Origin of the sequence: Mesorhizobium sp. M0029, from assembly GCF_040323735.1 — a bacterium.
GTDB lineage: Bacteria > Pseudomonadota > Alphaproteobacteria > Rhizobiales > Rhizobiaceae > Mesorhizobium.
Map to the genome: position 1 here is coordinate 129,256 of NZ_JAMYVF010000009.1, position 13,098 is coordinate 142,353.

The 13,098-nt window shown below is 62.8% G+C and carries 17 protein-coding genes; 14 read left to right on the top strand and 3 right to left on the bottom strand.

The window, feature by feature from the left end; genetic code table 11:
- Positions 1-211: 211 nt before the first annotated feature.
- From coxB to NKJ76_RS17070, 13 genes are all read left to right on the top strand, one after another.
- Positions 212-1,108 (top strand): cytochrome c oxidase subunit II, encoded by an 897-nt coding sequence (coxB, locus tag NKJ76_RS17010; RefSeq protein WP_050485823.1) that lies wholly within the window; start codon positions 212-214, stop codon positions 1,106-1,108.
- 38 nt (positions 1,109-1,146) lie between these two features.
- The gene (gene ctaD / locus NKJ76_RS17015) at positions 1,147-2,799 is read left to right on the top strand and encodes a cytochrome c oxidase subunit I (protein WP_023668420.1); all 1,653 of its coding nucleotides are present in this window, start codon (positions 1,147-1,149) and stop codon (positions 2,797-2,799) included.
- A gap of 71 nt (positions 2,800-2,870) precedes the next feature.
- Positions 2,871-3,815: a heme o synthase gene (locus NKJ76_RS17020; RefSeq protein ID WP_023692074.1), complete on the top strand. Its 945-nt coding sequence runs from the start codon at positions 2,871-2,873 to the stop codon at positions 3,813-3,815.
- Entirely contained in the window at positions 3,812-3,967 is a 156-nt protein-coding gene (locus tag NKJ76_RS17025; RefSeq protein ID WP_023668418.1) for a cytochrome c oxidase system small membrane protein, read from the top strand. Before NKJ76_RS17020 ends, NKJ76_RS17025 begins: the two co-directional genes overlap by 4 nt.
- An 8-nt stretch (positions 3,968-3,975) precedes the next feature.
- Positions 3,976-4,602: a cytochrome c oxidase assembly protein gene (locus NKJ76_RS17030; RefSeq protein WP_023692073.1), complete on the top strand. Its 627-nt coding sequence runs from the start codon at positions 3,976-3,978 to the stop codon at positions 4,600-4,602.
- 1 nt (position 4,603) lies between these two features.
- Positions 4,604-5,485, top strand: a complete 882-nt coding sequence (locus tag NKJ76_RS17035; protein ID WP_023668416.1) for a cytochrome c oxidase subunit 3 — start codon at positions 4,604-4,606, stop codon at positions 5,483-5,485.
- Between the two features lie 77 nt (positions 5,486-5,562).
- Positions 5,563-5,703 (top strand): L,D-transpeptidase family protein, encoded by a 141-nt coding sequence (locus tag NKJ76_RS17040; protein ID WP_023668415.1) that lies wholly within the window; start codon positions 5,563-5,565, stop codon positions 5,701-5,703.
- Between the two features lie 13 nt (positions 5,704-5,716).
- On the top strand, positions 5,717-6,103 hold the full coding sequence (locus NKJ76_RS17045; RefSeq protein WP_023685423.1) for a DUF983 domain-containing protein: 387 nt from the start codon (positions 5,717-5,719) through the stop codon (positions 6,101-6,103).
- Positions 6,100-6,855: an SURF1 family protein gene (locus NKJ76_RS17050; protein ID WP_023709869.1), complete on the top strand. Its 756-nt coding sequence runs from the start codon at positions 6,100-6,102 to the stop codon at positions 6,853-6,855. The genes NKJ76_RS17045 and NKJ76_RS17050 overlap by 4 nt, the downstream gene beginning before the upstream one ends.
- 163 nt (positions 6,856-7,018) lie before the next feature.
- Positions 7,019-8,029: a 4-hydroxy-3-methylbut-2-enyl diphosphate reductase gene (gene ispH / locus NKJ76_RS17055; RefSeq protein ID WP_023692071.1), complete on the top strand. Its 1,011-nt coding sequence runs from the start codon at positions 7,019-7,021 to the stop codon at positions 8,027-8,029.
- Between the two features lie 7 nt (positions 8,030-8,036).
- Positions 8,037-8,999, top strand: coding sequence for a homoserine kinase (locus NKJ76_RS17060; protein WP_352537939.1), 963 nt, complete (start codon positions 8,037-8,039; stop codon positions 8,997-8,999).
- A complete protein-coding gene (rnhA, locus tag NKJ76_RS17065) occupies positions 8,996-9,532 on the top strand; it encodes a ribonuclease HI (RefSeq protein ID WP_352537940.1) in 537 nt (178 codons plus the stop codon). The genes NKJ76_RS17060 and rnhA overlap by 4 nt, the downstream gene beginning before the upstream one ends.
- Before the next feature lie 29 nt (positions 9,533-9,561).
- Complete coding sequence (locus NKJ76_RS17070; protein ID WP_352537941.1) at positions 9,562-10,146, top strand: histidine phosphatase family protein; 585 nt, start codon at positions 9,562-9,564, stop codon at positions 10,144-10,146.
- A gap of 72 nt (positions 10,147-10,218) precedes the next feature.
- On the opposite strand, the gene NKJ76_RS17075 is transcribed toward NKJ76_RS17070, so the two are convergent.
- The 3 genes from NKJ76_RS17075 to NKJ76_RS17085 form a co-directional block, all read right to left on the bottom strand.
- Positions 10,219-10,698 carry a DUF2938 domain-containing protein gene (locus NKJ76_RS17075; RefSeq protein WP_352537942.1) on the bottom strand — a complete coding sequence of 160 codons (480 nt, stop codon included), beginning with the start codon at positions 10,696-10,698 and terminating at the stop codon, positions 10,219-10,221.
- Positions 10,699-10,785: 87 nt separating this feature from the next.
- A complete protein-coding gene (locus NKJ76_RS17080; RefSeq protein ID WP_023668407.1) occupies positions 10,786-11,268 on the bottom strand; it encodes a peroxiredoxin in 483 nt (160 codons plus the stop codon).
- 111 nt (positions 11,269-11,379) lie between these two features.
- Positions 11,380-12,186: a protein-disulfide reductase DsbD domain-containing protein gene (locus NKJ76_RS17085; RefSeq protein WP_352537943.1), complete on the bottom strand. Its 807-nt coding sequence runs from the start codon at positions 12,184-12,186 to the stop codon at positions 11,380-11,382.
- Positions 12,187-12,401: 215 nt separating this feature from the next.
- Between NKJ76_RS17085 and NKJ76_RS17090 the strand changes: the two genes are divergently transcribed.
- Positions 12,402-13,010, top strand: a complete 609-nt coding sequence (locus tag NKJ76_RS17090) for a YqgE/AlgH family protein (RefSeq protein ID WP_023668405.1) — start codon at positions 12,402-12,404, stop codon at positions 13,008-13,010.
- Positions 13,011-13,098: the final 88 nt, after the last annotated feature.

Consider the following 13,098-nt stretch of genomic DNA (forward strand, 5'->3'; position numbering starts at 1 on the left):
CCCGCATAGCCTGTCTGTCGACGACCCGCGCGGGCCACGAGGCCGTCGAAACAGCGCGGCAGCACTTGCGCGCAAAAATGCCGCACGGTTTCGCCCGCTCCTTTCTTGCGGAGGGAAATAGAGTATGGTTTGAACCACCCTTGGGACTGTCCGGGATTCCCATCCCGGCATTGTTCGATATTCTTGCGTCGCGATCGCGAGGAACCGGGAGATGAAGAGGGCGATGAGAAAATTCCCAGCAAGCGCCAAATTGATGGCAACGGCAGGCGCCGCCGCCGCATTTTTCGCCGGTGCCTCCGCCCATGCGGCCCAGCCGCAGCCGTGGGAGATGACATTTCAGCCGCCGGCGACAGACATGATGCGGCAGATCGAGTGGTTCGGGAACTACACGATGTGGTTCGTCGTCCCGATCACTGCTTTGGTTCTGGCGCTTCTCGCCTGGTGCATCTTCAGGTTCCGCGCCAGCAAAAACCCGGTTCCGTCCAAGACCAGCCACAACACGCTGATCGAGATCATCTGGACAGTCGGGCCGGTTGTCGTCCTGCTGTTCATCGCCATTCCCTCGTTCCAGTTGCTGACGGCGCAGTACACGCCGCCGGAAGAGGCCAAGCTGACCGTCAAGGTAACGGGCAATCAGTGGAACTGGGACTATGAGTACCAGACCGAGAACACGCTCTCCTTCAACTCGGCCATCCTGCAGGACGCCGACCGCGCCGCGATCGGCAAGGAAGACCGCAAGGTCTATCCGCGCCTGCTGGCGGTCGACAACGAGCTGGTCGTGCCGGTCAACACCATGACGCGCGTCCTGGTTACCGCAGCCGACGTGATCCATTCCTTTGCCGTTCCGGCCTTCGGCATCAAGATGGACGCGGTTCCCGGCCGCACCAACGAGACGTGGTTCAAGGCGGAAAAGGAAGGCATCTATTACGGCCAGTGCTCGCAGCTCTGCGGCAAGGACCATGCCTTCATGCCGATCGCCGTCCGCGTCGTATCCGATGCGCAGTACAAGACCTGGCTGGCAGCAGCCAAGACCGACCTCCCCGGCGCCAACAAGGCGCTGATGGCCGAGGTCGACGGTACCAACAAGGTAGCGGCCGCCGGCAATTGATGCCGCGGGTTAGCAAGAATTAGGGAACGGAGCCGACCATGGCAGAAGCTGCAGCTCACGACGACCACGACCACAAGCCCTATCATGGCTGGGTCCGGTGGGTGTACTCCACCAACCACAAGGACATCGGCACGCTCTACCTGATCTTTGCGATCTTCGCGGGCATCGTCGGCGGCGCGCTTTCGGTCGTCATCCGCATGGAGCTGCAGGAGCCGGGCATCCAGATATTCACCGGTCTGGCGCAGATGGTCTACGGCATGAACGGCGATGCCGCCATCGACGGCGGCAAGAGCATGTACAACGCCTTCGGCACCGCGCACGCGCTGATCATGATCTTCTTCATGGTCATGCCGGCGCTGATCGGCGGCTTCGCCAACTGGATGGTGCCGATCATGATCGGCGCGCCTGACATGGCCTTCCCGCGCATGAACAACATCTCGTTCTGGCTGCTGCCGCCGGCCTTCCTGCTGCTCATCGCTTCGGCTTTCATGCCGAGCGCGCCCGGCGCCTATGGCGTTGGCGGCGGCTGGACGCTCTATCCGCCGCTGTCGACCTCCGGCCAGCCCGGGCCGGCCATGGATCTGGCGATCCTGTCGATCCACATTGCCGGCGCGTCCTCGATCCTCGGCGCCATCAACTTCATCACCACCATTTTCAACATGCGCGCGCCGGGCATGACGCTGCACAAGATGCCGCTATTTGCCTGGTCGGTTCTGATCACCGCCTTCCTGCTGCTCTTGTCGCTTCCGGTTCTGGCCGGTGGCATCACCATGCTGCTTACCGACCGCAATTTCGGCACCACCTTCTTCGCCCCGGATGGCGGCGGCGATCCGATCCTGTTCCAGCATCTGTTCTGGTTCTTTGGTCACCCCGAAGTGTACATCCTGATCCTGCCGGGCTTCGGCATCATCAGCCACATCGTCTCGACCTTCTCGAAGAAGCCGGTGTTCGGCTATCTCGGCATGGCCTACGCCATGGTCGCGATCGGCGCCGTCGGCTTCATCGTCTGGGCGCACCACATGTACACGACCGGCCTGTCGCTCGACACGCAGCGCTATTTCGTCTTTGCCACCATGGTCATCGCCGTGCCGACAGGCGTGAAGATCTTCTCCTGGATCGCGACGATGTGGGGCGGCTCGATCTCGTTCAAGACGCCGATGCTGTGGGCGCTGGGCTTCATCTTCCTGTTCACGGTCGGCGGTGTCACCGGCGTCCAGCTCGCCAATGCGGGCCTCGACCGCTCGCTGCATGACACCTATTTCGTCATTGCCCACTTCCACTATGTGCTGTCGCTTGGCGCGGTCTTCGCCATCTTCGCCGGCTGGTACTACTGGTTCCCCAAGATGACCGGCTATATGTACTCGCCGGTGATCGCCAACACCCACTTCTGGGTCACCTTCGTCGGCGTCAATTTGATCTTCTTCCCGCAGCATTTCCTCGGCCTCGCCGGTATGCCGCGCCGCACCATCGACTATCCTGACGCGTTCGCCGGCTGGAACATGGTGTCGTCCTACGGCTCCTATATATCGGCCGTCGGCGTGGTGATCTTCCTCTATGGCGTGTTCGAGGCCTTCCAGAAGAAGCGCGTCGCCGGCGCCAATCCGTGGGGCGAGGGTGCAACGACGCTCGAATGGCAGCTGCCTTCGCCGCCGCCCTTCCACCAGTGGGAACAACTGCCGAAGATCAAGTAAGGCAGCCCGAATACGAAACCGCCGGCCCGCCGGCGGTTTTCGGCCAACGGAATGATTGGACTTATGTACGCATGGCCCTTGTCGACGACCCAATGATTGACGAAGCGGGCTTTCGCATGTCGGAAGCCACGTCGGGCGATTTCTTCGCCCTGCTGAAGCCGCGCGTCATGTCGCTGGTGGTGTTCACGGCCTTTGTCGGCATGGTCGCTGCACCCGTGACCATCAACCCGCTGCTGGCGGTGATCGCCATCCTGGCCATTGCCATCGGCGCCGGCGCCTCTGGTGCGCTCAACATGTGGTACGACGCCGACATCGACGCAGTAATGAGCCGGACCGCCGGCCGCCCGGTACCCTCCGGCCGCATCCTGCCCGGCGAAGCCCTGAGCTTCGGCCTTGTGCTTTCGGTGCTGTCGGTGATGACGCTGGGCGTGCTGGTCAACTGGCTGTCGGCGGCGCTGCTTGCCTTCACCATCTTCTTCTACGCCGTCGTCTACACGATGTGGCTGAAGCGCTCGACGCCGCAGAACATCGTCATCGGCGGCGCCGCCGGCGCCATCCCGCCGGTCATCGGCTGGGCCGCGGTGACCGGAACGGTGAGCCTGGAAAGCCTCGTCCTGTTCCTGATCATCTTCCTGTGGACGCCGCCGCACTTCTGGGCGCTGGCGCTGTTCAAGTCCGACGACTACGCCAAGGCTGGCATCCCGATGATGCCGAACGTTGCCGGCCAGGCCTCGACCCGCCGCCAGATCTTTGCCTACGCCCTGATCCTGGCGCCGATCGGCGTGCTGCCCTGGTTGCTCGGTTTCACCACCGCCATCTATGGTGTCGCATCAGTGGCTCTCGGCGCCGGCTTCGTCTGGTATGCCTGGAAAGTGCTGTGCATGACCGATAGCGACCGCGTCATGAAGCCGGCCAAGGCTCTGTTCGCCTATTCGCTGCTCTACCTCTTCGCCATCTTCGCCATCTATCTTGCCGACTGTGTCGTCGGTCGCGCTTTGGCCATCGGTGGAGCATGACCATGATCGACAAGAAGCTTGAACTGGTCACGCTGACCGAAAGCCAGAAGAAGGCGCGGCGCAACCGTTCGGCGGCGATCGGCGTCGCGCTGGCGATTCTGGTCGTCATCTTCTACGTCGCGACCATCGTGAAATTCGGCCATACCGGATGAGGCCGATGATGACCCGCCAGACCGTGACCGATCCCAGGAAGAAGAACACCAACCGCGTCGTCGCCGCCGTCTGCGTCGCCTTCTTCGGCGGCATGATCGGCATGGCCTACGCCGCGGTGCCGCTCTACAAGATGTTCTGCCAGGCCACCGGCTATGGCGGCACGACGCAGCGCGCCGAAAAGCAATATGCCGGCCGCATCCTCGACCGCGACATCACCGTGCGCTTCGACGCCAACACCAACGGCATTCCGTGGCAGTTCCAGCCGGTCGCCCGTTCGGTCACCATCAAGATCGGCGAGACCACGCAGGCGCATTACAGCGCCACCAACAAGTTCGACCGCGCCGTTACCGGCCGCGCCACCTTCAACGTGCAGCCGGAACTGGCAGGCCCCTACTTCAACAAGGTCGAGTGTTTCTGCTTCACCGACACGACGCTGAAGCCCGGCGAGACGCTGGACATGCCGGTCGTGTTCTATGTGGATCCCGATATCGTCAACGTGCCGGAACTGAAGGACTTGAAGACGATCACCCTGTCCTACACGATGTTCCCGGTCCAAAAGAACAAGCCGGTGGCGTCATCGACGCCGGACAGCAGCAGCAAAGTTTCAGATACCGAAGCAAATCTCGGGGGTTGATATGGCAGACGCGCACGCAAAACCACAACACGACTACCATCTCGTCAACCCGAGCCCGTGGCCCTTCCTGGGGTCGATCGGCGCGCTGGTGACTGCAGTCGGCGGCGTCGCCCTGATGCAGTATCTCAAGAACGGCGATTTTCCGATTTTCGGCCACAACATCGCGAACCCATGGCTGTTCTTCATCGGCCTGGTCATCGTCCTCTACACGATGTTTGCCTGGTGGTCGGACACCATCAAGGAAGCGCATGAGGGCCACCACACGCGCGTCGTGTCGCTGCATCTGCGCTACGGCATGATCATGTTCATCGCTTCGGAAGTGATGTTCTTCGTTGCCTGGTTCTGGGCCTATTTCGATGCCAGCCTGTTTCCGAGCGAAGTGCAGAATTACGCCCGCACCGCTTTCACTGGCGGCGTCTGGCCGCCGAAGGGTCTCGAAGTCCTCGATCCCTTCCATCTGCCGCTCTACAACACCATCATCCTGCTTCTGTCGGGCACCACGGTGACATGGGCGCACCATTCGCTCATCCATGGCGACCGCAAGGGCCTGATCAACGGCCTGGTGCTGACCGTCGGCCTCGGCATGCTGTTCACCATGGTGCAGGCCTACGAGTACATGCACGCTCCGTTCGGCTTCAAGGATTCCATCTACGGCGCCACCTTCTTCATGGCGACCGGCTTCCATGGCTTCCACGTCATCATCGGCACCATCTTCCTGCTGGTCTGCCTGATCCGCGCCTGGAAAGGCGACTTCACGCCCAAGCAGCATTTCGGCTTCGAGGCGGCTGCCTGGTACTGGCACTTCGTCGACGTGGTCTGGCTGTTCCTGTTCGCATCGATCTACGTCTGGGGATCGGTCGGCGCGGTGATCGAAGGCCACTGACGGCTTTCACCGAACCGACAAATCAGAAGGGCGGTCGCGGCAACGCGGTCGCCTTTCTTCTTTTCGGCGCCCCATCAATGGCCAACGGATTCGGCTGGTCGGGCTGGCTGCTTCAATTGGTCGACTGGACCGATGGCTGCATTGGGGTTACCGACTGCGACATGGACGAAATCTGGACTATGGTGCCGGATGGAACGCTGATCGAAATCGAGCCGTAAAGCATGACTATCCATGAGTGAAGATAGGGCGATCTGGCCACCCATTGAGCCGATCTCGGCCGGCCTGCACGGACGCTGCCCGCGCTGCGGCGAAGGACGGCTGTTTTCCGGCTTCCTCACCGTCGGCAAGCGCTGCAACAATTGCGGCCTCGACTATTCCTACGCCGATGCCGGCGACGGCCCGGCGGTGTTCGTCATCCTGATCATCGGCTTCATCGTCGTGGGGCTGGCGCTGTGGGTGGAGGTCACGCTGAGCCCGCCGCTCTGGCTGCATTTCATCATCTGGATACCGCTGGCCGTGGGACTGTGCCTGACGGCGCTGAGGTTGATCAAGGGGGTGCTGCTGACGCTTCAATACGCCAACAAGGCGGCCGAAGGCCGCCTGGACCAGGGGCAATGAGCGAGGCGCTGACCAAGCCCGCCGGCCGCTCGCGGCCGAAGACGGCATTGCTGCTCGGCCTCGGCCTGGTGGTGTTCGTCATCCTGCTCGGGCTTGGCACATGGCAGGTGCAGCGCCTGTACTGGAAGGAAGCCCTTCTGCAGACCATCGACCAGCGCACCCATTCAGCGCCGCAGCCGCTGGCGGACGTCGAGAAGGAATTCGCCGCCACCGGTGATGTCGACTACACGCCGGTCACCGTCAGCGGGACGTTCCTGCACTCCGGCGAGCGGCATTTCTACGCCACATGGGACGGCGACGCCGGCTTCAACGTCTATACCCCGCTGGCCCTCGACGATGGCCGCTATATCCTGATCAACCGCGGCTTCGTTCCCTATGATCTCAAGGATGCCGCCAAGCGGCCGCAAGGGCAGGTGACCGGCAAGGTCACGGTCACCGGCCTGGCGCGCAACCCGCTGCCGGGCAAGCCGTCGATGATGCTGCCCGACAATGACGTGGCCAAGAACATCTTCTACTGGAAGGATCGTGATGTCATGGCGGCGAGTGCCGGCCTGCCGGCCGGCGCCGTGCTGGTGCCGATCTTCATCGACGCCGACAAGACGCCGAACCCGGGCGGGCTGCCGGTCGGCGGCGTCACCATCATCGACCTGCCGAACTCTCATCTGCAATATGCCTTCACCTGGTATGGCCTGGCGGCGGCTCTTGCCGCGGTTCTGATCATCAGGCTGCGCCGCCCGGCAAAGACTGAATGATCCAGAGCATCATCCCGAAAAGTGGGAACCGGTTTTCGGACAAGATCATGCTCCAACAAAGAGTTAGATCAGGTTGACCATTCAACCTGATCTCAACTGCCCTTGACAGGGCAGGGGTGCACACCTCATTTCGCGTCACGATACGATCAACCGATCTGGAATCATGCTGCAGACCGCCACAAAACCACCGCTGACGATCCGGCTCTGCCAGCCGCGCGGCTTTTGCGCCGGCGTCGACCGCGCGATCCAGATCGTCGTGCTGGCGTTGAAGAAATACGGCGCGCCGGTCTATGTCCGCCACGAGATCGTTCACAACCGCTATGTCGTCGAGGGCCTGCAAAGCCTTGGCGCGGTTTTCATCGAGGAACTCTCGGAAATCCCGGCCGAGCACCGCAAGTCGCCGGTTGTCTTCTCGGCCCACGGCGTGCCGAAATCGGTGCCGGCCGACGCCAAGGCACGCGAGCTCTTCTATCTCGACGCCACCTGCCCGCTGGTCTCCAAGGTGCACAAGCAGGCGATGCGCCATCAGCGGCTCGGCCGCCATGTGCTTCTGATCGGCCATGCCGGCCATCCCGAAGTGATCGGCACCATGGGCCAACTGGCTGAAGGCGCCGTCACGCTGATCGAGACCGAAGCCGACGCTGGGACCTTTGCCCCCGCCGACCCGGAAGCGCTCGGCTTCGTAAGCCAGACAACGTTGTCGGTCGAAGACACTGCCGGCATATTGCGGGTGCTGCAGGAGCGCTTCCCGCAACTGCATGCACCGGCCGCCGAATCGATCTGCTACGCCACCACCAACCGCCAGGAAGCGGTCAAGGAAACCGCCGCCGGCGCCGATCTCTATCTGATCGTCGGTGCGCCCAATTCCTCCAATTCGCGCCGTCTTGTCGAAGTGGCGGAGCGCGCCGGCGCCACCATGTCGCTTCTCGTACAGCGCGCCGCCGAAATTCCGTGGAATGACATCACAAATATCTCGACGCTCGGCCTGTCTGCCGGCGCGTCGGCGCCGGAGATCATCGTCGACGAGATCATCGACGCCTTCCGCCAGCGCTTCGAGGTGAACATCGACCTGGCGATCACGGCCACCGAAACGGAGGATTTTCCAGTCATGCGGGTTCTGCGCGATGTCGAACTGACGCGGGCCGACATGGCCTTCGTCAACGGAGCCGCGTGAACAGCCCATGGCGGTCTACACCGACGTCAATGAGGGCGAACTCGGCGCGTTCCTGAGGGCATATCCAGTCGGCGAACTCTTGTCCTACAAGGGTATCGCCGAAGGCACGGAGAATTCGAATTTCCTACTGCACACCTCAAGCGGCTCTTACATACTGACGCTCTACGAGAAGCGCGTCGACAAGGCCGACCTGCCGTTCTTCCTCGGCCTGATGGGCCATCTCGCCCGCAAAGGCATTTCCTGTCCGCTGCCGGTGACCGCGCATGACGGCACCGTCATCGGCACGCTGGCCGGCCGTCCCGCGGTCATCATCACCTTCCTCGAAGGCCTGTCGCTGCGGCGGCCGACAGCGGCGCATTGCGCGGAGGTCGGCAAGTCCCTCGCCGCACTGCATTTGGCCGGGCAGGATTTTGCGATGACGCGTGACAACGCACTGGCCATCGAGGGCTGGCGCAAACTCTGGAATGCCTCGCGCGACCGAGCCGACGAGGTCGAGCCGGGACTGGCGGCCGAGGTCGACGCGGATTTCGCGGATTTCGAACGCCATTGGCCGCAGGGCCTGCCGGCAGGCATCATCCATGCCGATCTGTTTCCCGACAATGTCTTCTTCCTCGGCGAGAAACTGTCCGGCCTCATCGACTTCTATTTCGCCTGCCACGACCTCTACGCCTATGACGTCGCCACCTGTCTCAACGCCTGGTGTTTCGAGAAGGATTTCTCCTTCAACCTGACCAAAGGCACGGCGCTGCTGGCCGGCTATCAGAGCGTGCGGCCTTTGAGCGATGGCGAGAAAGCAGCGCTGCCGATGCTTTCGCGCGGCTCGGCGCTGCGCTTTATGCTGACCCGGCTCTATGACTGGCTGACCGTTCCCGACGGCGGGCTGGTCATGAAGCGCGATCCGACCGAATATATCCGCCGCATGCGCTTCCACCGCGCGATCAAGTCGCCTTCTGAATACGGACTGACATGACCAAGCAGGTTGAAATCTTCACCGACGGTGCCTGCTCGGGCAATCCCGGTCCCGGCGGCTGGGGCGCCATCCTGCGCTTCAACGGCAAGACCAGGGAATTGTGGGGCGGCGAGGCCGAGACGACCAATAACCGTATGGAGCTGCTGGCCGCCATCTCGGCGCTGAATGCGCTGAAGGAGCCGTGCGCCGTCGAGCTTCACACCGACAGCAAATATGTCATGGACGGTATCTCCAAATGGATCCACGGCTGGAAGAAAAACGGCTGGAAAACCGCTGACAAGAAGCCGGTCAAGAACGGTGAACTGTGGCAGGCGCTGGATGAGGCCAATCGGCGCCACAAGGTGACCTGGAACTGGGTCAAGGGCCATGCCGGCCACACCGAGAACGAACGCGCCGACGAACTCGCAAGGGAAGGTATGGCGCCGTTCAAGAGGGGCTCAGCCAAACCTGCGGCGCCGAAAGTGGCGCTGAAGCCGGCGGCATCCGAGAAGCAGCCGGCGCCACGGGCACGGCGCTCGACCCAAAGCTATTGAGCTCAAGCTATCGGCAGGGGATCGCACTCATGCGGATAGCGTACTACATCACCCATCCGCAGGTTCGGATCGATGCCGACGTTCCCGTGCCGGAATGGGGGTTGTCCGAGATCGGACGAGCGACAGCATCAGCCATGCTCGATCAGCCATGGATCGGGTCGATCCGCCGTGTCGTCTCGTCGGCCGAACGCAAGGCGATCGAAACCGCCGAGATCCTTGGCAAACACCTCGGCCTCGCGGTCGAGGTGAGGGAGCGCATGCATGAGAACGATCGGTCGGCAACCGGCTTCCTGCCGCCGCCGGAGTTCGAGGCGGTCGCCGACCAGTTCTTCGCCGACCCGCACAAAAGCATCCGCGGCTGGGAGCGGGCCATTGATGCCCAGCAACGCATTGTCAGCGAGGTCGAAACGGTGCTGGGTGCTGCCGATGGCGGCGACATTGCCTTCGTCGGCCATGGCGGCGTCGGAACATTGCTGCTGCTCGCGCTCAGCGGCCGCGCAATCAGCCGCGCGGCGGACCAGCCGGCCGGTGGCGGCAATTACTTCGCCTATGATGTCGGGGCGCGCCGCGTCGTCCACGGATGGCGGCCGATAGACAGTCTGGCGCCGCGCTGAAGCGGATGTCAGGAGATCATCGATACCGTAGCCGCGATGAAGCCGCTGGCGACCAGCGGATAGAACCTGTCCTCAGCGGATCAGCAGGGCCGTGCCGTAGAGGCCGAGCGCGAACACCGTGTGCGAGATCACGTTGAAGGCGCGGATCTGTATCGCGTTGGGGCGCTTTGAGGCAGCCCAGCCGGCGCCCATGCCGGGCGCCAGCAGGAACCAGCCGGCGCCGATGGTGACCATGCCGAGGATGAAGGCCGGCAGGAAGGTCGGCGCGTCCAGCCATGCCGTGCCCACCAGCGCCACCAGGATGAAGCCGTAGACGATGCCGGTGACATAGTGGAAAACCCAGCCCAGCGCCTGCTCATGCGCATAGGGTGCGGCTTGGGCGATATCGTCGTGGAAAACCTTGCCTTCCCTAAGGTGCCAGACCCAGCGGCCGGGCGGCCCCCAGTTCGGCCGCGGCTGGCTGAGCGCCAGATGCAGGAACAGCGCCCAAAGATCCATCAGCACCGTGGCGCCGATGCCAATCGCAATGCTGCGCCAGATGATGTCAAACATCGTCGATGTCCCCCAAAGCAGGCAATCCGGCTGGAAGCGCGTGGTCGTCAGGTCATGGCGCTCATGAGCCGAGGCGGCCGCCGCGGTTTAGAGCTGGCTCAGAATGTGAGCGGCACCCGATGTGTCGACTCCTGGCTTGGTCTCGACATTGAGCGCCGTGACCTTGCCGTTGTCGACGATCATCGAGAAGCGCTTCGAGCGCAATCCCATGCCGCCGCTGGAATAGTCGGAGTCGAGGCCGATCGACTTGGCGAAGTCGCCATTGCCGTCGGCGAGATAGAGGATCTTGCCTTGACCGCCGGTGAAATTCGCCCAGGCGCCCATGACATGGACATCGTTGACGGACACGACGGCGATGGTGTCGACGCCGCGGGCCAGGATGGCATCGTGGTTCTCGAGATAGCCCGGCAGATGATTGTTGCTGCAGGTCGGCGTGAAGGCGCCTGGAACACCGAACAGCACGACCTTCTTGCCCGCGAAAATCTCGGCCGAGGTGATCACCTTGGCGCCGTCGGCGGTCATTTCCTTGAAGGTCGCGTCGGGCAGTTTGTCGCCAACGGCAATCGTCATGATGGTCCTCGTGTGAAAAGCAGGGAAGGTTTCTTGCGATAGCGAAATCGGGCATCTCCCGCAACCGCCGACAAGGCCTGGATCAAGGGAAAGCCTGGATCGGGTTCCGTATCAGGGGAACGGCAGAACGCCCTCGACCGCGCCTTCGGCACTTGTCAGGGTGTAATACAACCCGCCATCGGTCGGTGTCGTCGACGGCCGGTCGAGGATCGGAATGGTAAATACCAGCCGGCCGTCCTTTTCGTTGCGTGCAGGCGCCCCGAACATATAGTCGCGTCCCCCGGCGACGAATAAATCCGCCGCCTCCGGATCTCCGGGAAAAGTCGCCTCGACGATCAGCGTCTCATGGTCGCCCGGCAGCACCTTGATCCCGAAATCGGGCTTGGCAGGCGCGGGCAAGGTGGCGAGTGCAGCCTTCACCAGCGCCGCATCCTCGGCATTGTCGGGATCGGCGGCGGGATCGACGCTCAGCCGCGTCTGCACCGGAATACAGATCGTCTCGCAGATGCCAAGAAAGATGTCGGCATCGATGACGGCCGCATCCCCAGGCGACGACAGAGTGAATGTCACCGGCAGCGAGACCGGATGGTTGTAGCCGGCCCATTTGCCGTAGCCGTCGTCATGGCGCTGCGGCGGCGGGAAGGAAAACGCCGCATCGGTGATGTTGGTGCTGGCCGAAACGTCGATCTGCGGCGGCACGCCGGCGTCGCCCGGATCGCGCCAATAAGTTTTCCAGCCGGGCTTGAGCGCGATGTCGAGCACGCCCTGTATGCGACCGGCCTCGTCGGCCTTGCCTGTTGTCACCAGCCGCACCTTGCCGCCTTCGCTGTTGTACCATTCCGACGAGGAGGCGGCGGCGGGCAGGACTGCTCCGCATCCGATAGCAATACCGAGCAGCAGGATTTTCAAGCTTTGCATGGCGTTGATTTGACCGTCAGTTCATGGCCGCGCAATGTTTTCATGGCGCTCTGCGTATCATATTTGCGTGACCTTCGGGCAAGGAACAGTTGGCTTCAAGCAATCGGCCGAGTGAAGTTCGCGGTCAAGATTCCGTTGTTCCAACCGTTGGGCTTTGGCCGAATCGCACGCGGCGCATCTTTTCGGCGTCCCGGAAACGCGTTACGCTCCAGTCCATGGACTTGTTGCGCCACAAAAAGACAGCCGGTGGACGCGGCTTTCTTGACGACCAGTTTCTGATTGCCATGCCCGGCATGAAGGACGATCGCTTCACGCGCTCGGTCATCTACATCTGTGCGCACAGCGATGAAGGCGCCATGGGCCTGATCATCAACCAGACGCAACAGATGCTGTTTCCCGATCTTCTGGTGCAGCTCGGCATCATGAACGAGCAGGAGGCGATCAGGCTGCCGGCGCAGGCCCGCGACTTCGTCGTGCGCAATGGCGGCCCGGTGGACCGCAGCCGCGGCTTCGTCCTGCACTCGGGCGACTACCGGGTGGAATCCTCGCTCACCGTCTCCGACGATATCTGCCTGACCGCGACGGTCGACATATTGCGCGCCATCTCGTCCGGCCGCGGCCCGCGGCGCGCGTTGATGGCGCTCGGCTATTCCGGCTGGGGCGCCGGCCAGCTGGAAACCGAGATCGCCGAGAATGGCTGGCTGACCTGTCCGGCCACGCCGGAGCTGCTGTTCGACGCCGACATCGAGCGGAAGTACGACCGCATCCTGGCATCGATCGGGATTGATCTGGCGCATTTGAGCCTGGCCGCGGGGCACGCCTGAGGCCTCGCCTTCGCCGACGTTCCGCCGAACCTTCGCGACTAGCCGAAGCCGCCCGCCACTTTCGCCATCCTAGGGTCTGCGCCGCGTC